At 59.8% G+C, this 17,774-nt stretch carries 14 protein-coding genes; 11 read left to right on the top strand and 3 right to left on the bottom strand.

Annotated features, from left to right (window positions below; all coding sequences use genetic code 11):
* Nucleotides 1-9: 9 nt before the first annotated feature.
* Together RMV17_RS27060 and RMV17_RS27055 are read right to left on the bottom strand one after the other, a co-directional pair.
* Nucleotides 10-774 carry a TOBE domain-containing protein gene (locus RMV17_RS27060; RefSeq protein ID WP_311883852.1) on the bottom strand — a complete coding sequence of 255 codons (765 nt, stop codon included), beginning with the start codon at nucleotides 772-774 and terminating at the stop codon, nucleotides 10-12.
* 188 nt (nucleotides 775-962) lie between these two features.
* On the bottom strand, nucleotides 963-1,697 hold the full coding sequence (locus RMV17_RS27055) for a ComF family protein (RefSeq protein ID WP_311883850.1): 735 nt from the start codon (nucleotides 1,695-1,697) through the stop codon (nucleotides 963-965).
* Between the two features lie 91 nt (nucleotides 1,698-1,788).
* Here RMV17_RS27055 and bioB point away from each other — a divergent pair, with 91 nt between their 5' ends.
* The 11 genes from bioB (at nucleotide 1,789) to RMV17_RS27000 (ending at nucleotide 16,580) form a co-directional block, all read left to right on the top strand.
* Entirely contained in the window at nucleotides 1,789-2,844 is a 1,056-nt protein-coding gene (gene bioB / locus RMV17_RS27050; RefSeq protein WP_108225149.1) for a biotin synthase BioB, read from the top strand.
* A 128-nt stretch (nucleotides 2,845-2,972) separates the two neighbouring features.
* Entirely contained in the window at nucleotides 2,973-4,151 is a 1,179-nt protein-coding gene (bioF, locus tag RMV17_RS27045) for an 8-amino-7-oxononanoate synthase (protein ID WP_311883846.1), read from the top strand.
* On the top strand, nucleotides 4,144-4,875 hold the full coding sequence (locus RMV17_RS27040) for an alpha/beta fold hydrolase (protein WP_034155042.1): 732 nt from the start codon (nucleotides 4,144-4,146) through the stop codon (nucleotides 4,873-4,875). The genes bioF and RMV17_RS27040 overlap by 8 nt, the downstream gene beginning before the upstream one ends.
* Nucleotides 4,868-5,677 carry a malonyl-ACP O-methyltransferase BioC gene (gene bioC / locus RMV17_RS27035; protein ID WP_311883844.1) on the top strand — a complete coding sequence of 270 codons (810 nt, stop codon included), beginning with the start codon at nucleotides 4,868-4,870 and terminating at the stop codon, nucleotides 5,675-5,677. The genes RMV17_RS27040 and bioC overlap by 8 nt, the downstream gene beginning before the upstream one ends.
* Nucleotides 5,674-6,354: a dethiobiotin synthase gene (gene bioD, locus RMV17_RS27030; protein ID WP_108225152.1), complete on the top strand. Its 681-nt coding sequence runs from the start codon at nucleotides 5,674-5,676 to the stop codon at nucleotides 6,352-6,354. Before bioC ends, bioD begins: the two co-directional genes overlap by 4 nt.
* A gap of 107 nt (nucleotides 6,355-6,461) precedes the next feature.
* Nucleotides 6,462-6,758: a hypothetical protein gene (locus RMV17_RS27025; RefSeq protein ID WP_016983171.1), complete on the top strand. Its 297-nt coding sequence runs from the start codon at nucleotides 6,462-6,464 to the stop codon at nucleotides 6,756-6,758.
* Nucleotides 6,759-7,033: 275 nt separating this feature from the next.
* Complete coding sequence (locus tag RMV17_RS27020; protein ID WP_108225153.1) at nucleotides 7,034-8,839, top strand: phenylacyl-CoA dehydrogenase; 1,806 nt, start codon at nucleotides 7,034-7,036, stop codon at nucleotides 8,837-8,839.
* A gap of 272 nt (nucleotides 8,840-9,111) precedes the next feature.
* Nucleotides 9,112-11,214, top strand: a complete 2,103-nt coding sequence (locus RMV17_RS27015) for a cytochrome c peroxidase (protein WP_311883840.1) — start codon at nucleotides 9,112-9,114, stop codon at nucleotides 11,212-11,214.
* Nucleotides 11,215-11,412: 198 nt separating this feature from the next.
* Nucleotides 11,413-12,702: a GGDEF domain-containing protein gene (locus tag RMV17_RS27010; RefSeq protein WP_034155047.1), complete on the top strand. Its 1,290-nt coding sequence runs from the start codon at nucleotides 11,413-11,415 to the stop codon at nucleotides 12,700-12,702.
* Between the two features lie 90 nt (nucleotides 12,703-12,792).
* Entirely contained in the window at nucleotides 12,793-14,589 is a 1,797-nt protein-coding gene (locus RMV17_RS27005; protein ID WP_311883838.1) for an acyl-CoA dehydrogenase C-terminal domain-containing protein, read from the top strand.
* A gap of 212 nt (nucleotides 14,590-14,801) precedes the next feature.
* The gene (locus tag RMV17_RS27000) at nucleotides 14,802-16,580 is read left to right on the top strand and encodes an acyl-CoA dehydrogenase C-terminal domain-containing protein (RefSeq protein ID WP_034155049.1); all 1,779 of its coding nucleotides are present in this window, start codon (nucleotides 14,802-14,804) and stop codon (nucleotides 16,578-16,580) included.
* Nucleotides 16,581-16,807: 227 nt separating this feature from the next.
* On the opposite strand, the gene RMV17_RS26995 is transcribed toward RMV17_RS27000, so the two are convergent.
* Nucleotides 16,808-17,722 (bottom strand): LysR family transcriptional regulator, encoded by a 915-nt coding sequence (locus RMV17_RS26995; RefSeq protein WP_034155050.1) that lies wholly within the window; start codon nucleotides 17,720-17,722, stop codon nucleotides 16,808-16,810.
* Nucleotides 17,723-17,774 lie beyond the last annotated feature (52 nt).

Below are 17,774 nucleotides of genomic sequence, written 5' to 3'. Positions count from 1 at the left end.
AGCGCCTGACTACAGCGGCGTGCCGATCAGCACATTGGACGGCGAAAACTGCACCTGCACCGGTTGTTCGACCGTCAGCCCGCGCGTGCGCAAATCGAGCGGCTCAGCCAGTGCGCAGAGGGTATGGCCGTTGGGCAGGGTGATCCGCACTTCGCTCGGGCCGTCTTCGGCGTCGAGAATCGCTTCGATGGTGCCTTCGAGAAGATTGTGACCAGACGTTGCAGATTGCTCGTTGCTCAGCAATTCCAGCCAGCCGGCCTTGATCAACGCGACCACTTCGGTGCCGGCCTGCAGCTCCAAATGCACGGTGCTGTCGTGGGTGATCTGCGCGTCGAGGCACAGGCCCTCGGCCAGTTCGAGACGGATCAGGTCATTGCGGCCCTGCGCTTCGATCGCCACGACTTTGCCGTGCAACTGATTGCGCGCGCTGGTTCTGAGCATCAAGCGACCGAGCAGATCGAGATCGCTGGCATCTTCCGCCGCTTCCAGCACCTGCGCTTGCAAGGCCTGAAGTTTTTGGTACAGACGCAAAACGCGCTCGCCTTCGCTGGAGAGTTTCGCGCCGCCGCCGCCCTTGCCACCGACGGCGCGCTCGACCAGCGGTTTTTGCGCGAGGTTGTTCAGCTCATCAATGGCGTCCCACGCCGCTTTGTAACTCAGGCCAGCACTTTTCGCCGCGCGGGTGATCGAGCCCTGTTCGGCGATATGTTGCAGCAGGGCGATGCGCTGCGGACGGCGGACGATGTGCTGGGACAACAGGGAAGGCATGGACATGGATAGGGCGCTTTTTTGCTGTGGCGGTGGTGGAGGAAGTTGGCCGCTCGCAACGCGAGAGTCAAGCTTGACGCAGAACCCTGTGGGAGCGAGCTTGCTCGCGAAAGCGGCTTGTCAGTCAACATTGATTTTGAATGTGCTGGCCCCTTCGCGAGCAAGCTCGCTCCCACATGAACATTGCGTTGGCTTCAGCTTCCGGGTTTCGGCGTGCGCGCCAGGCAATAGACATCGACCCGGGCGGCGCCAGCGTTTATCAGCAACCGGGCGAGAGCCTGTGCGGTAGCGCCAGTGGTCAATACGTCGTCAACCAGCGCGAAATGTCGGTCTTTTATCTGCGCATCCGGCATGAGGTTGAAAGCATTACGCAGATTGCGTTTACGCGCCTTGGCGTCGAGGTCCTGCTGTGCGTCGGTCTCCTTGATTCGGCGCAGAACCGTTTCTTCGCACGGCAGATCCAGCGACTGACTCAACCAGCGCGCCAACATCGCGGACTGGTTGAACCCCCGTTGGCGCAGACGTTTACCAGCCAGCGGCACCGGCAACAACACATCAGGCCTGCGCAACCCCTCATCGAAGCGATGTTGCAGGTATTCCCCGAGAACGTCGGCGAGCAGGTGGCCAAACGGCCATTTTGCGTTGTGTTTAAAGCGCGTAATCAAACTGTCGACCGGGAAGCCGTACAGCCACGGCACCACAACCTGTTCGAAGGCTGGCGGCTCTAGCAGGCACTCGCCGCAGGTCAGGCCCGTTGCGAGGAGTGGCAAGGCGCAGTTCTGGCAGTGGTCGCCGAGCCAGGGCAAATCAGTTTCGCAGGCCACACAGATTGGCATTTCTGCTTCTGCCGGCTCATCGCAAAGCAAGCAGGTCTGTACATTATTTAAACAGATGTAAACCTGTCCTTCGTATCGTGGTTGACAGCGCATGACTCTTCCTTAAATATGCCGAACATCCGTGTCGCGCCTGTGGGTATTCCGTTCCCGCAGCCGCCAGCCAAGCATAACCAAGGAACTACCCATGAGCGCGAGCACCACCGCCACCCTGCGTCACGACTGGTCTCTGGCCGAAGTCAGAGCACTCTTCGTACAGCCCTTCAACGATTTGCTGTTCCAGGCGCAAACGGTGCACCGCGCACATTTCAACGCCAACCGCGTTCAAGTGTCGACGCTGCTGTCGATCAAGACCGGCGCCTGCCCGGAAGACTGCAAGTACTGCCCGCAGTCCGGTCACTACAACACCGGCCTTGAAAAAGAAAAGCTGATGGAGGTGCAGAAGGTCCTCGAAGAGGCAGCACGCGCCAAGGCGATCGGTTCGACGCGTTTCTGCATGGGCGCGGCGTGGAAACACCCGTCGGCCAAAGACATGCCCTACGTGCTGAAAATGGTCGAAGGCGTGAAAGCCATGGGCCTGGAAACCTGCATGACCCTGGGTCGTCTCGATCAGGATCAGACCGAAGCGCTGGCCAAAGCCGGCCTCGATTACTACAACCACAACCTCGACACCTCGCCCGAGTTCTACGGCAGCATCATCACCACCCGCACTTACGGCGAGCGTCTGCAAACGCTGGCCTACGTGCGTGAGTCGGGGATGAAGATCTGCTCCGGCGGCATCCTCGGCATGGGTGAGTCGCTGGACGACCGCGCCAATCTGCTGATCCAGTTGGCCAACCTGCCGGAGCATCCGGAATCGGTGCCGATCAACATGCTGGTGAAGGTCGCCGGCACGCCGCTGGAAAACGCCGAGGACGTCGACCCGTTCGACTTTATCCGCATGCTCGCCGTGGCCCGCATCCTGATGCCGCAATCCCACGTGCGCCTGTCTGCCGGCCGCGAAGCGATGAACGAGCAGATGCAGGCGCTCGCATTCTTTGCTGGCGCTAACTCGATTTTCTACGGCGACAAGTTGCTGACCACGGCCAACCCGCAGGCCGATAAGGACATGCAATTGTTTGCGCGTCTGGGCATCCAGCCGGAGGCTCGTGAAGAACATTCCGATGAGGTTCACCAGGCCGCAATCGAACAGGCGCTGGTGGAGCAGAAGAGCAGCGAGCAGTTCTACAACGCCGCCGTCTGATCGCCACACGGATTCCATGTAGGAGCTGCCGAAGGCTGCGATCTTTTGATCTTGTCTTTAAAAACAACATCAAAAGATCGCAGCCTTCGGCAGCTCCTACACAGTCATTTTTCAGATGTGAGGCCTGCATGTCTTTCGATCTCGCCGCACGCCTTGCTGCCCGTCGTGCCGAAAATCTCTATCGCCAGCGACCGTTGCTCGAGTCCCCGCAGGGACCGCAAGTGGTGGTCGACGGCAAACCGCTGCTCGCCTTCTGCAACAACGATTACCTCGGCCTGGCCAATCATCCTCAAGTCATCGAAGCCTGGCGTGCCGGCGCTGAGCGTTGGGGTGTCGGTGGCGGTGCCTCGCATCTGGTAATCGGCCACAGCGGCCCGCATCACGCGCTGGAAGAAGCATTGGCCGACCTCACCGGACGCCCGCGTGCTTTGTTGTTCACCACCGGTTACATGGCCAACCTCGGCGCAGTCACCGCGCTGGTCGGGCAGGGCGATACGGTGCTGGAAGATCGCCTCAATCACGCTTCATTGCTGGATGCCGGATTGTTATCTGGCGCACGTTTCAATCGTTATCTGCACAACGACGCTGATAGCCTGGCCAAACGTCTGGAGAAAGCCACCGGCAATACGCTGGTAGTCACCGACGGTGTGTTCAGCATGGACGGCGATCTCGCTGACCTGCCGGCATTGGCCCGTGAAGCCAAGGCCAAAGGCGCGTGGTTGATGGTCGATGACGCTCACGGTTTCGGGCCGTTGGGTGCCAACGGTGGAGGCATCGTCGAGCACTTCGGTTTGAGTCAGGAGGATGTGCCGGTGCTGGTCGGCACCCTCGGCAAAGCGTTTGGCACGGCGGGGGCATTTGTCGCCGGCAGTGAAGAGTTGATCGAAAGCCTGATCCAGTTCGCCCGGCCGTACATCTACACCACCAGCCAGCCACCGGCGCTGGCGTGCGCGACACTGAAAAGTCTGGAACTGCTGCGCACTGAACACTGGCGCCGTGAGCATCTGCAGACCTTGATTCGCCAGTTCCGCCTGGGCGCCGAGCAGATCGGCCTGGAGTTGATGGACAGCTTTACGCCGATCCAGCCGATCATGATCGGCGATGCCGGGCGCGCCGTGCGGCTGTCGCAGATGCTGCGCGAGCGCGGTTTGATGGTCACCGCAATTCGTCCGCCGACCGTGCCTGCCGGCAGCGCTCGCTTGCGCGTAACCCTGACCGCTGCCCACAGTGAGGCGCAGGTGCAGCTATTGTTAGAGGGACTGGCCGATTGCTTTGCCCAACTGTCGTCGGAGCCAAGCCATGCGTAATCGCCTGATCCTGCTGCCCGGCTGGGGCCTCGGCGTGTCGCCGATGGAGCCTCTGGCCGCAGCATTGCAAGGGCTCGACGAACATCTGAAGGTTGAAATCGAGCCGTTGCCAGAGCTGGACTCCAGCGACCTGCAAGACTGGCTCGATGAACTCGATGAAAGCATTCCTCAAGACGTCTGGCTCGGTGGCTGGTCGCTGGGCGGCATGCTCGCGTCCGAACTGGCGGCGCGCCGTGGCGAGCGTTGCTGCGGTTTGCTGACGCTGGCGAGCAATCCTTCCTTCGTTGCCCATGAACAGTGGCCGAACGCGATGCCTGGCGAGACCTTCGATGCGTTTCTCGCCGGTTGCCAGGCCGATCCCCGGCTGACCCTCAAACGCTTTTCGCTGCTCTGTGCTCAAGGTGCACAAGATGCGCGCGGCTTGTCGCGGTTGATGCTCGGCGGTGCACCGCACACGGCGCCGTCGGCGTTGATGGCGGGCCTGGAATTGCTCGCGCAACTGGACACCCGCGAAGCACTGCAAGCTTTTCGCGGCCCGCAATTTCATCTGTTCGCCGGACAGGACGCTCTGGTTCCGGCGGAAGCGGCGGGGGCGTTGTTCGTCCTGTTGCCGGATATCGAAATTGGCCTGATCGAACAGGCCAGCCATGCCTTTCTTCTGGAAGACCCCCACGGACTGGCGGGCGCTATCCAGGCTTTTCTACACGAGTGCGGTGATGACTGATTTGTCTCTTGTGCTGCCCGGCGGCTTGCCTGACAAACGTCAGGTAGCGGCCTCTTTCTCCCGCGCGGCGGCCAGTTACGACAGCGTCGCCGAGTTGCAACGTGATGTCGGTACACAGTTGATTCAGCGTTTGCCGCAGCAATTCGTGCCGGCGCGTTGGCTGGATCTGGGTTGTGGCACCGGTTATTTCACTCGGGCACTGGCCTCGCGTTTCGCCGAGGGCCACGGTCTGGCGCTGGACATTGCCGAGGGCATGCTCAATCACGCGCGGCCATTGGGCGGTGCCGAGCATTTTATTGCTGGCGATGCGGAGCGGCTGCCACTGCAGGATTCGACCTGCGACCTGATTTTCTCCAGCCTCGCCGTGCAGTGGTGCGCGGACTTCGATGCGGTGCTCAGCGAAGCCTTTCGCGTGCTGAAACCGGGTGGGATTTTTGCGTTTGCTAGTCTTTGTGCAGGGACGCTGTTTGAGTTGCGCGACAGCTGGCGGCAAGTCGACGGGTTGGTGCACGTCAACCGCTTCCGCGAGTTCGCCCGCTATGAGCAGTTATGTGCGGCGAGTGGTTTGCGCACGCTGAGTCTGGAGAATCAGCCTCACGTGCTGCATTACCCTGATGTGCGCAGTCTGACCCACGAATTGAAGGCATTGGGTGCGCACAATCTGAATCCCGGGCGACCCGGTGGTTTGACCGGGCGGGCGCGGATTCTCGGGCTGGTGGAAGCTTACGAGCAGTTCCGTGAGGCGTCGGGATTGCCGGCGACTTATCAGGTGGTCTACGCCGTGTTGGAGAAACCCGTATGAGCGCAGCCTATTTCATTACCGGAACGGATACTGACGTCGGCAAGACCACGGTGGCCGCCGGGCTGCTGCATGCGGCGCGCTCTGCCGGGCTAAGTACCGCGGCGGGCAAACCGGTGGCGTCAGGGTGCGAAGTGACGCCCAAGGGGCTGCGCAATGCCGATGCGTTGGCGCTGTTGGCGGAATGCTCGTTGCCGCTGACTTATCAACAGGTCAATCCCGTGGCGTTCGAGCCTGCGATCGCTCCGCACCTGGCAGCGCGCGAGGCCGGAGTAGCGTTGACCGTGCAATCGCTGCTGGCGCCGATGCGCGAGATTTTGGCGATGAATGCCGATTTCACCCTTATCGAAGGCGCGGGTGGCTGGCGGGTGCCTTTGGCCGATCAGGATAATCTGTCGGATCTGGCGATTGCGCTGAAGCTGCCGGTGATTCTGGTGGTAGGCGTGCGATTGGGGTGCATCAGTCATGCTTTGCTGACGGCCGAGGCGATTGCCCGTGATGGCCTGCAATTGGCTGGATGGGTGGCGAATATCATCGATCCGAAGACTTCGCGGCTGGAAGAAAATCTCGCGACGTTGGCCGAGCGAATTCCGGCGCCGTGCCTGGGGCGCGTGCCTAAACTCAAGGCCTTGAGCGCAGAAGCGGTGGCGGATCATTTGCAACTGGATCTGCTCGACTAAGCTTTTCTCTATGGGCAGGCACTGTGCCATTAGTGTTTTTGACGGGTGTTTTTCTGGCGCCTCTGCTTCAATGGTGTCATTGATCCTTCCCAAGGATGAGAACCGTTATGGAAATCTCCGGTAACACAGCTTTTTATGCAGGTCTGAGTTCGATTCAGAGCGGGCAGAACCGCGTCGATCAGGCCGCCAGCCAGATTGCCAACAACACGATTGAACGTTCAGTCACCAGCCAGTCTTCGGAAGCGCAGGTCGATCGTCTGCGTGGTGTGGATCGCAGTCAGCAAATGGACCTGGGCAGTGACATGGTCCAGATGGCCCAAGGCAAATTTCAAGTGGAACTGGGCGTGAAAGTCGCCAAGGCTTCCGACGAAGTGCTCGGTACCATCATCGATACCTTCGCCTGATTTTTCGCCATCGCATCCTTGAACGCCGCGCCTTGTCGCGGCGTTTTTCGTTGTAAGTCCTTCTCCCTCAACTAATCTTTTATTCAGCGCCCGTGGCTCGTTCGAGCACATGGCGCTTTGCTGTGCCCGGCGTTTGAAAGGTGCGATGACGAACGGCAAAAGATCGACGCTTGACAAGATTTCGGCGTAAACGTATGTTTCAAACAACTGTTTGACCGTCACAACAAATCAACACGGTCGTTCATTCCCGGTTACATCAGCAGAGGTTTATCGCTATGCCTGACTACAAGGCCCCCTTGCGTGATATTCGCTTCGTTCGTGACGAACTGCTCGGCTACGAAGCGCACTATCAGAGCCTTCCGGCTTGCGCAGACGCAACTCCGGACATGGTTGACGCCATTCTCGAAGAAGGCGCCAAGTTTTGTGAGCAGGTACTGGCACCGCTGAACCGCGTGGGCGATCTCGAAGGTTGCACCTGGAGCGAGTCCGGCGTGAAGACCCCGACGGGCTTCAAAGAGGCTTACAAGCAATTCGTCGAAGGCGGCTGGCCAAGCCTGGCGCACGACGTCGAGCACGGCGGCCAAGGTCTGCCGGAGTCGCTGGGTCTGGCCGTGAGCGAAATGGTTGGCGAAGCCAACTGGTCGTGGGGCATGTACCCGGGCCTGTCGCACGGCGCGATGAACACCATCTCCGAGCACGGCACGCCAGAGCAGCAAGAAGCCTATCTGACCAAACTGGTTTCCGGCGAATGGACCGGCACCATGTGCCTGACCGAACCGCACTGCGGCACCGACCTGGGAATGTTGCGCACCAAGGCCGAACCTCAGGCCGATGGTTCCTACAAAGTCTCTGGCACCAAGATCTTCATCTCGGCCGGCGAACACGACATGGCCGACAACATCGTCCACATCGTGCTGGCTCGCCTGCCGGACGCTCCGGCTGGGACCAAAGGCATCTCGCTGTTCATCGTTCCAAAGTTCATGCCCAATGCTGATGGCACCGTCGGTGCACGCAACGCGGTGACCTGCGGTTCGCTGGAACACAAGATGGGTATCCACGGCAACGCCACCTGCGTGATGAACTTCGACGGCGCCACCGGTTACCTGATCGGCCCGGCAAACAAAGGCCTGAACTGCATGTTCACCTTTATGAACACCGCACGTCTGGGCACCGCGCTGCAAGGTCTGGCCCACGCCGAAATCGGTTTCCAGGGCGGCTTGAAATACGCTCGCGATCGTCTGCAAATGCGCTCCCTGACTGGCCCGAAAGCGCCGGACAAAGCCGCTGACCCGATCATCGTGCACCCAGATGTACGCCGCATGCTGTTGACCATGAAGGCGTTCGCCGAAGGCAACCGTGCGATGGTGTACTTCACCGCCAAACAGGTCGATATCGTCAAATACGGTGTCGATGAAGAAGAGAAAAAGAAAGCCGACGCACTGCTGGCCTTCATGACCCCTATCGCCAAAGCGTTCATGACCGAAGTCGGTTTCGAATCCGCCAACCACGGCGTACAGATCTACGGCGGCCACGGCTTCATCGCTGAGTGGGGCATGGAGCAGAACGTTCGCGACAGCCGTATTTCGATGCTGTACGAAGGCACCACCGGTATCCAGGCCCTCGACCTGCTGGGCCGTAAAGTGCTGATGACTCAAGGCGAAGCTCTGAAAGGCTTCACCAAGATCGTCCACAAGTTCTGCCAGAACAACGAAGGCAACGAAGCCGTTGCAGAGTTCGTCGCACCGCTGGCGGCAATCAACAAGGAATGGGGCGAGCTGACCATGAAGGTTGGTATGGCCGCCATGAAAGATCGCGAAGAAGTCGGCGCGGCCTCCGTGGACTACCTGATGTACTCCGGTTATGCCTGCCTGGCGTACTTCTGGGCTGACATGGCTCGTGTAGCAGCCGAGAAGCTGGCAGAAGGCACCGGCGACGCAGCGTTCTACACCGCCAAGCTGCAAACCGCGCGCTTCTACTTCCAGCGCATCCTGCCGCGTACCCGTACGCACGTGGCCACCATGCTGTCGGGCGCCAACAACCTGATGGACATGAAAGAAGAAGACTTCGCACTGGGCTACTAAGCCTTAACGCGGTCTTTTGAAAAACCGCTGCTCCTTCGGGGCAGCGGTTTTTTTTTGCGTTGAATTTGTCCCCAATTCTGGGGGGGAATCCCCAGCAGAAACGGTAAGCAGGCAGCGCGCAGCCCTCGCGTTTATTGATTCAAAATGTTTCTCCGGAGGATGGCCAATTAATTGCACTGCGCAGATTAACCGGCGCTCACGAGAAATCCTGTGCTGTTCCACGACGCCTCTCGCCCGGCAAAACGCATAACAACAACGTCAGGGTGAAGCACATGAACATCTGCCGACTTGTCTGGTTAGCCTTTGCACTCGCCACTTTCAACACGATGGCCGCTACACCGGCCGAAGTCGATCCGCCCGTACCGGAAGTGCCAAGCCTGCAATCCTTGCGCGGCATGGTGCCGCCCGATCCCTCCGGAACCGAGGGCGGGCGCAAGGTCGACCTGATGACCGACTACGTGCTCAACCGCTCCGCCGCGATCCTGCTGGGCAAGGCGTTGTTCTGGGACATGGAAGTCGGCAGCGATGGCGCCACGGCGTGTGCTTCCTGCCACTACCACGCCGGCGTCGATCATCGCATCACCAACCAGCTCAACCCCGGTCAGGCGCACACCAACGCCAACGTCGCCTCGATCTTCAACAAACCTTTCATTGCGTCCGATATCCCCGGTGATGTGGCGTCCTACGCGACGTTGTCCGGTGGCAAGGGCGGGCCGAATTACACGCTGAAGAAAACCGATTTCCCGACTCATGTGCTGAGCAACCCTTTGGAGCGCAACTCGCCGATTGTTTACTCGAGCGATGACGTGGTCGGCTCCCAAGGCGTATTCGACGCCAACTTCGTCAAACCCAACCAGCCGCGTTTCGACAAATGCACCCAGCAGCCTGACGGCATCTTCCAGGTCGGCGGCATCAATGTGCGTCGCAGCACCGGGCGTAACGCGCCTTCGGTAATCAATGCCGCGTTCAACGTGCGCAATTTCTGGGACGGGCGGGCCAACAACGTGTTCAACGGTTTTTCCCCGTTCGGTAATCGTGATCCGGATGCGGGCATTTACGTGACCAGCGAACGCAACACGGTGGCGACCAAAGTCAAACTTGCACTCAATGACGCGTCTGCCGCTTCGCAAGCCGTGGGCCCACCCGGCAGCGCAGTGGAAATGTCCTGCGGTGGTCGCACCTTCGCCGACATTGGCCGGCGCATGCTTGATCAGTTGATGCTCAAGCAACAACGGATTTCCTCCAGCGATTCCGTGCTCGCCCCCGTATCCGGCGCGCGACGTCCGACCTATCGCGAGCTGATCAAGAACGCCTTCCAGCCGCGCTTGTGGAACGCCACCCAGAATGTGCTCGTCGGCGGCGCGCCGTATACGCAGATGGAGGCCAATTTCCCACTGTTCTTCGGTCTGGCGATTCAGATGTACGAAGCCACGCTGGTCTCCGATCAGGCCCCCATCGATGCTTACCTGCAAGGCGATTCAACCGCGATGAACGCGCAGCAGGTCCAGGGCATGAACCTGTTCCTCGGCAAAGGCAAATGTGTCAGCTGCCATGGCGGCCCGGAGTTGACCAACGCGGCCAGCCGCCTGCTGATGCATCCGCGTGAACGCATCGAACGCATGGTCATGGCCGATAATCTCACCACCCTCTACGACAACGGCTTCTACAACACGGGTGTACGTCCGACTTCCGAAGATCTGGCCCTCGGTGGCTCGGATGCCTGGGGCAACCCATGGTCGTTCAGCCGTCAGTACAACAAGGTGTTGCAGGGCGGCAGCATTCCCGATCCGCTGGACGTTGATGTCTGCACCTTTGAAGCGCCGCTGAGCGCTGCGATTCCGTGCGACGCCACGCTTAAACCCAACGTTGGCTTCCGCGATTCGGTCGATGGTGCTTTTAAAACCCCGACCCTGCGCAACATCGCGCTGACCGGGCCGTACTTCCACAACGGCAGCCGCGCCACGCTTAAACAGGTGATGGAGTTCTACAACCGTGGCGGCGACCGCCGTGGCGAGGACGCCAACAACACCAGCGGCTTCGAGCACCCGGCGGCGAATCAGCACAACACCTCGAACCTCGATCCGGACATGACCAATCTCAACCTGACGCCGGATGAGATCGACGCACTGGTGAAATTCATGGAAGTCGGCCTCACCGATCCGCGCGTGGCTTGGGAGCGCGCACCGTTCGATCATCCGTCGCTGGTTCTTCCGCAGGGCGAGATCGGCGATGAAAACGCCGTGACCCAGCGGCCGGCCAGTCCGAAAGTCACCACCCGGCAAGCGACCGACGCTTTGTTCTCGCTCAAGCCATACGGGGCCGAGGGCCGGAGTTCGGCGGAGGGGCCGTTGTTGCCGTTCTACAACGATCTGTGAGGGATATTTTCAAGCCTGGCCATCAGTGATGGTGGCCAGTACGGCAAATCGGGCAAAAAACTTGGTAAATCGCTCAGATACTCGGGTTTTCTGCCGTTAAAGAGACTGCATGTGATCTGGATCACATTGTGTGTGCTTAACTGGCCACATTGCAGGCACAATGCCATCTCTTTGATATGACGGGTCGGAGCTTTACCCTTGCCGCGTTCTTCCGCTGTACGTTTCAGCCATTTCCTGCCATCACTGCTGTTGTTACTTGCGGGGTTGGCGGCTGCGTACGTCAAAGACCTCAACGTGTTCTTCACTTCTCTGTTCAACGTGCTGCCGACGTTGGTGCTGTTGCTGGGTGGCGCGTATTGCGCGGTTTACCGACGTCAGCGCGAACTGTTTCTGATGCTCACGGTGTACATCGCCTACTTTTTGCTCGATACCCAGACCGACTATTACCGCGACAACGGCAAGGTTCGCGAAGACGCTGCGGTGGTCTTCCACCTCGTCTGTTTGCTGCTGCCGCTGCTGTTTGGCCTTTTCGCGGCGTGGCAGGAACGCACACATCTGTTTCAGGACATGGTTGCGCGTTTCGCCGTGTTGCTGGCCTTTGGCAGCGTGGCATTGGGCCTTGAGCAAAGTTATCCCCAGGCACTGCTGATGTGGCTCTCGGAAATCCGCTGGCCGGCGCTGCACGGCGCGTGGATGAGCTTGATCCAACTGTCCTATCCGGTGTTTATCTCGGCATTCCTGCTGCTCGCCTGGCAATACTGGCGCCACCCGCGCCCGCTGCATGCGGCGCAACTGGTAGGCCTGCTCGGCGTGTTCTGGATGCTGCCGAAAACCTTCATCCTGCCGTTTACCCTGAACATCATGTGCAGTCAGGTGATGTTGATGATCGCCGCCGCCGTTGCGCACGAGGCTTATCAAATGGCCTTCCGCGATGAGCTCACCGGTCTGCCGGGCCGTCGCGCGCTCAATGAACGTATGCAACGCCTCGGTCGCAACTATGTATTGGCGATGAGCGACGTCGATCACTTCAAGAAATTCAACGACACCCATGGCCACGATGTCGGTGACCAGGTGCTGCGTCTGGTGGCCAGCAAACTGTCGAAAATCAGCGGCGGTGGTAGGGCGTATCGCTATGGCGGTGAGGAATTCGCCCTGGTGTTTGCAGGCAAAACCCTTGAGGAGTGCATGCCGCACCTTGAGGTGATCCGCGAGTCGATTGCTTCCTACAACATTCAACTGCGCAATCAGGAAAACCGTCCGCAGGATGATCAGCAAGGTCGTCAGCGCCGGGCCGGTTCCGGTGCCTCCAGCGTTTCGGTCACGGTGAGCATCGGCGTCGCCGAACGAGTGGAGCAGCGCAACCCGGAACAAGTGCTCAAGTCTGCCGACGAGGCGCTCTACGCCGCAAAAGGCGCGGGGCGTAACTGCGTGATGGCGTACGGACAAAACCGTCGCGGAGCGGTGCGCATGGACACGGCCGCAGGTTGAGTGATGACGGCGCATTCAGCGTCTGCACAGTGATTGTGGGGCGTGGTGGCCGGCAGTAGGTTGGAGCAATCTGCTGACGGAGAAGCCACCATGCCTGAGTACAAAGCTCCCCTGCGCGACATGCGCTTTCTGATCGACCACGTCTTCGACTTCCACGCCAATTACGCCGCCCTCGGCGCCCACGACGCCAGCCCGGACATGATCAACGCGATCCTCGAAGAGGGCGCGAAGTTCTGCGAGAACGTTCTGGCGCCGCTCAATCGCAGCGGTGACGAAGAGGGCTGCCATTTCGACAACGGTGTGGTGACAACGCCTACAGGCTTCAAGCAGGCTTTCGCACAATATGTCGAAGGCGGCTGGCACGGTCTGGCGGCAGATCCGGTTTACGGCGGCCAAGGCCTGCCAAGTTCGCTGGGTTTGGTGATCAGCGAAATGGTCGGCTCCAGCAACACCTCCTGGGGCATGTACCCGGGGCTGACCCACGGTGCGATGTCGGCGATTCACGCCCACGGCAGCGCCGAGCAGAAAGAGACTTATCTGAGCAAACTCACCGCCGGGCAATGGACCGGCACCATGTGCCTGACCGAAGCCCATTGCGGCACCGACCTGGGCATCATCAAGACCCGCGCCGTGCCTCAGGCTGACGGCAGTTACGCGGTCACCGGCAGCAAGATTTTCATCTCCGCCGGCGAGCACGACATGAGCGCCAACATCATCCATCTGGTGCTGGCCAAACTGCCGGACGCGCCGGCCGGGACCAAAGGGATTTCGCTGTTTATCGTGCCGAAGTTCTTGCCGGATACGGCGGGCGAAGCGGGTGAGCGCAACGGCGTCTCCTGCGGTTCGATCGAACACAAGATGGGCATCAAGGCTTCGGCCACTTGTGTGCTGAACTTTGACGGTGCCAAGGGCTACCTGATCGGCGAGGCGAACAAGGGCCTGAACTGCATGTTCACCATGATGAACCACGCGCGCCTCGGCACCGGCATGCAGGGTTTGTGTCTGGGCGAAGCAAGCTTCCAGGGCGCGATCAAATACGCCAGCGACCGCTTGCAGATGCGCTCGCTGACCGGCGCCAAAGCCCCGGACAAAGCGGCCGACCCGATCATCGTCCACCCGGACGTGCGGCGCATGCTGCTGACCATGAAGGCCTTCAACGAGGGCAATCGTGCGCTGACCTATTTCACCGCGCAGTTGCTTGATGTCGCGCATCTGAGCAGCGATGCCGAAGCGCGTCAGGAGGCCGAAGACCTGCTGGCGTTCCTCACACCGATCTGCAAGGCGTACATGACCGACACCGGGCTGGAAGTAACCAATCACGGCATGCAGGTGTTTGGCGGCCATGGCTTCATTCGCGAGTGGGGCATGGAACAGCTGGTTCGCGACTGTCGGATTGCACCGATCTACGAAGGCACCAACGGCATTCAGGCGCTGGATCTGCTGGGTCGCAAGGTGCTGGGCAGTCAGGGCAAGTTGCTGCGCGGGTTTACCAAAATCGTCCATAAGTTCTGCGCGGCCAACGCTGAGCATCCACAACTGGGCAGTTTCGTTGCGCAACTCAATGAACTGAACCAGCAGTGGGGCGACCTGACCATGAAGGTCGGGATGGCGGCGATGAAGAACCCGGATGAGGTGGGCGCGGCGTCGGTTGATTATCTGATGTACAGCGGTTACATCATTCTCGGTTATCTGTGGTTGCGTATGGCATTGGTGGCGCAGGCGCAACTGGACGCGGGCGAGGGTGAGGCCGATTACCTGCGGGGCAAGTTGGCGACGTGCGAGTTTTACTTCAAGCGCTTGTTGCCGCGTACGGCGGCGCATCGAGCGGCGATTGAGGCGGGGAGTGATTGTTTGATGAAACTGCCTGCTGAACTGTTTTCCCTGTAGGAAAAAGCAAAAGATCGCAGCCTTCGGCAGCTCCTACACGGGATCGAGTTTTACCTGTAGGAGCTGCCGGAGGCTGCGATCTTTTTGTGGTGACTAAAAATAACAAAACAGTCACCGGTTGACCCTATGTGTCGCAAAAGTTGTTGAGGTACACTCCGGCTCAACGAAAACACCATTCCACGAATCACCGTTTAGATCTTGCGAGGTTTGCCATGGCTGACTACAAAGCGCCGCTGCGCGATATGCGCTTCGTCCTCAATGAAGTGTTCGAGGTCGCCAAACTCTGGGCCGAACTGCCGGCACTGGCCGAGACCGTCGACGCCGAAACCGTTGAAGCCATTCTCGAAGAGGCCGGCAAGGTCACCAGCAAAAGCATCGCGCCATTGAGCCGCGCCGCTGACGAAGAAGGTTGCCACTGGGCCGACGGTGCCGTCACCACTCCAGCCGGTTTCCCACAGGCTTATAAGACTTATGCCGAAGGCGGCTGGGTTGGCGTCGGTGGCGATCCGCAATACGGCGGCATGGGCATGCCCAAAGCCGTGTCGGCGCAGGTTGAAGAAATGGTCAACTCCGCCAGCCTGTCCTTCGGTCTGTACCCGATGCTGACCGCCGGCGCCTGCCTGTCGATCAACGCCCACGCCAGCGAAGAGCTGAAAGCTGCGTACCTGCCGAACATGTACGCCGGCGTCTGGGCAGGTTCCATGTGCCTGACCGAGCCGCACGCTGGCACCGACCTGGGGATCATCCGCACAAAAGCCGAGCCTCAGGCCGACGGCTCCTACAAAGTCAGCGGCACCAAGATCTTCATCACCGGTGGCGAACACGACCTCACCGAAAACATCATTCACCTGGTGCTGGCCAAACTGCCGGACGCCCCGGCTGGTCCTAAGGGCATCTCGCTGTTCCTCGTGCCGAAGTTCATGGTTAATGCCGACGGCAGCCTGGGCGCGCGTAACCCGGCGAACTGCGGTTCGATCGAACACAAGATGGGCATCCAGGCGTCCGCGACCTGCGTGATGAACTTCGACGAAGCCGTGGGTTATCTGGTTGGCGAGCCGAACAAAGGCCTGGCCGCGATGTTCACCATGATGAACTACGAACGTCTGGGCGTCGGCATCCAGGGCCTGGCCACCGGTGAGCGCTCTTACCAGAACGCCGTTGAATACGCCCGCGACCGTCTGCAAAGCCGTTCGCCGACTGGCGCGCAGAACAAAGACAAAGTCGCTGACCCGATCATCGTCCACCCGGACGTGCGGCGCATGCTGCTGACCATGAAAGCCTCGAACGAGGGCGGCCGTGCGTTTTCCACCTACGTGGCAATGCAACTCGACACCGCCAAGTTCAGCGAAGACGCCACCACCCGTAAACGTGCGGAAGATCTGGTCGCGTTGCTGACGCCGGTGGCCAAGGCATTCCTCACCGATCTGGGTCTGGAAACCACCGTTCACGGCCAGCAGATTTTCGGCGGCCACGGCTACATCCGCGAATGGGGCCAGGAGCAACTGGTGCGTGACGTGCGCATTACCCAGATCTACGAAGGCACCAACGGCATTCAGGCGCTGGACCTGGTCGGGCGCAAGATCGTCGGCAGCGGCGGCGCGTTCTACAAGCTGTTCGCTGACGAGATCCGCCATTTCACCGCGACGGCCAGCGCCGATCTGGGTGAATTCACCAAGCCGCTGAACGATGCCGTCGACACTCTCGACGAGTTGACCTCGTGGTTGTTGGATCGGGCAAAAAACAACCCGAACGAAATTGGCGCGGCTTCGGTCGAATATCTGCAAGCGTTTGGATACGTTTCCTACGCCTACATGTGGGCATTGATGGCCAAAGCCTCATTGGGCAAAGAAGCGCAGGACGATTTCTATGCCAGCAAGCTAGGCACCGCGCGCTTCTACTTCGCCCGTCTGCTGCCGCGAATTCACTCGTTGAGCGCGTCGGTGAAGGCCGGTAGCGAATCGCTGTTCCTGCTGGATGCGGCGCAATTCTGATGCGATGACGTCATGTAAGCATTCTCTTACATGACGTGCTGCTGTTCTCCCATATGCGTAGATTGGATCCACGGCTAATCTACATTTCATGGACGTCGCGCAGGAAGCGCAAAGCAACAACACGGACACGTAGGATTCTGCCAGGGTGGCGGAGTGAAATGGATGTCAGGGAAACAGTCTGCAAAGCCCCGCTTCGGCGGGGTTTTCTTTTGCCTGCAGAAAAGTACTCAGACCAGAGGATCTCTCTCTGGCCGCACTTCACGCTCCATCACCTCCTCCAGCAATGTCCGCAACAGCGCCAAAGGCGCCTGCTGACGTTGCACATCGCGACAGACCAAACCCACTTTCAGTGGCACCCGGGGTTCGCTCAGCGGTTTCCACAACAGATCCTGATCGTCGTATTCCTTCTGCGAACGGCCCGGCAGCACCGTCGCCAGTTTGGTGTGCGGCAAACTGTCGAGAATCCCCACCATATTGTTCAGCTCGGCCTGCACCTGCGGACGTCGTCCGAGGGCGGTCAGTTGCGCCTGCCAGATCTGACGTATCTGAAACTCTTCGCCTAACAGCAACATGGGCAGTTCGGCCGCCTGACGCATCGAGACTTTCTTGAATTCACGCAATGGATGATCCGCCGGGATCACCAGCGTCAGTTCATCTTCGTAAAGCATCACACCATGCAAACCCGGTTGGCGCGGCGGTAGATAACTGATGCCAATATCCAGCGAGCCATTGAGCAATCGTCGCTCGATCTCAAGTCCGGTCAATTCATAAATCTGCACCACCAGATGCGGCTGCGCTTTACGCACCCGCTCAAGCATTTGCGGCACCAGACTGGTGTGAACTGTTTGCAGCACGCCGATTGCCAACGTGCGCAAGGCCTGGCCCTTGAAGTTGCCCAGCGCCTCGCGCGCCCGTTGCAAACCGTCGAGCAGCGGTAAGGCATGGTTGTACAACGTGTGCGCGGCGAGGGTCGGCAGCAGACGTTTGCTGCTGCGTTCGAACAGAGTGACGTCGAGGTTCTGTTCGAGCTGGCGGATCTGCTGCGACAGCGCCGGTTGCGAGATCGACAGGCGTTCCGCCGCGCGGCCGACATGGCCTTCTTCGTAGACCGCGACGAAATAACGCAGTTGTTTGAAATCCATAAGTAACGCTTATCGAAAATGCTGGAAAAACGAAATGGCCCGAAGCCGTCAG

The sequence above is a fragment of the Pseudomonas sp. VD-NE ins genome, assembly GCF_031882575.1.
Lineage (GTDB): Bacteria > Pseudomonadota > Gammaproteobacteria > Pseudomonadales > Pseudomonadaceae > Aquipseudomonas > Aquipseudomonas fluorescens_BZ.
The sequence above is the reverse complement of the archived record's forward strand: the minus strand, read 5'-3'. Positions and strand labels throughout refer to the sequence as shown.

Excerpts from the sequence above, each read along its gene's own strand:
- bioF (WP_311883846.1), top strand. The coding sequence starts at position 2,973 with ATGTCTTTCGATCTCGCCGCACGCCTTGCTGCCCGTCGTGCCGAAAAT.
- RMV17_RS26995 (WP_034155050.1), bottom strand. The coding sequence starts at position 17,722 with ATGGATTTCAAACAACTGCGTTATTTCGTCGCGGTCTACGAAGAAGGC.
- RMV17_RS27005 (WP_311883838.1), top strand. The coding sequence starts at position 12,793 with ATGCCTGAGTACAAAGCTCCCCTGCGCGACATGCGCTTTCTGATCGAC.
- RMV17_RS27020 (WP_108225153.1), top strand. The coding sequence starts at position 7,034 with ATGCCTGACTACAAGGCCCCCTTGCGTGATATTCGCTTCGTTCGTGAC.
- RMV17_RS27015 (WP_311883840.1), top strand. The coding sequence starts at position 9,112 with ATGAACATCTGCCGACTTGTCTGGTTAGCCTTTGCACTCGCCACTTTC.
- bioD (WP_108225152.1), top strand. The coding sequence starts at position 5,674 with ATGAGCGCAGCCTATTTCATTACCGGAACGGATACTGACGTCGGCAAG.
- RMV17_RS27060 (WP_311883852.1), bottom strand. The coding sequence starts at position 774 with ATGTCCATGCCTTCCCTGTTGTCCCAGCACATCGTCCGCCGTCCGCAG.
- RMV17_RS27000 (WP_034155049.1), top strand. The coding sequence starts at position 14,802 with ATGGCTGACTACAAAGCGCCGCTGCGCGATATGCGCTTCGTCCTCAAT.
- RMV17_RS27025 (WP_016983171.1), top strand. The coding sequence starts at position 6,462 with ATGGAAATCTCCGGTAACACAGCTTTTTATGCAGGTCTGAGTTCGATT.
- RMV17_RS27055 (WP_311883850.1), bottom strand. The coding sequence starts at position 1,697 with ATGCGCTGTCAACCACGATACGAAGGACAGGTTTACATCTGTTTAAAT.
- bioC (WP_311883844.1), top strand. The coding sequence starts at position 4,868 with ATGACTGATTTGTCTCTTGTGCTGCCCGGCGGCTTGCCTGACAAACGT.
- bioB (WP_108225149.1), top strand. The coding sequence starts at position 1,789 with ATGAGCGCGAGCACCACCGCCACCCTGCGTCACGACTGGTCTCTGGCC.
- RMV17_RS27040 (WP_034155042.1), top strand. The coding sequence starts at position 4,144 with ATGCGTAATCGCCTGATCCTGCTGCCCGGCTGGGGCCTCGGCGTGTCG.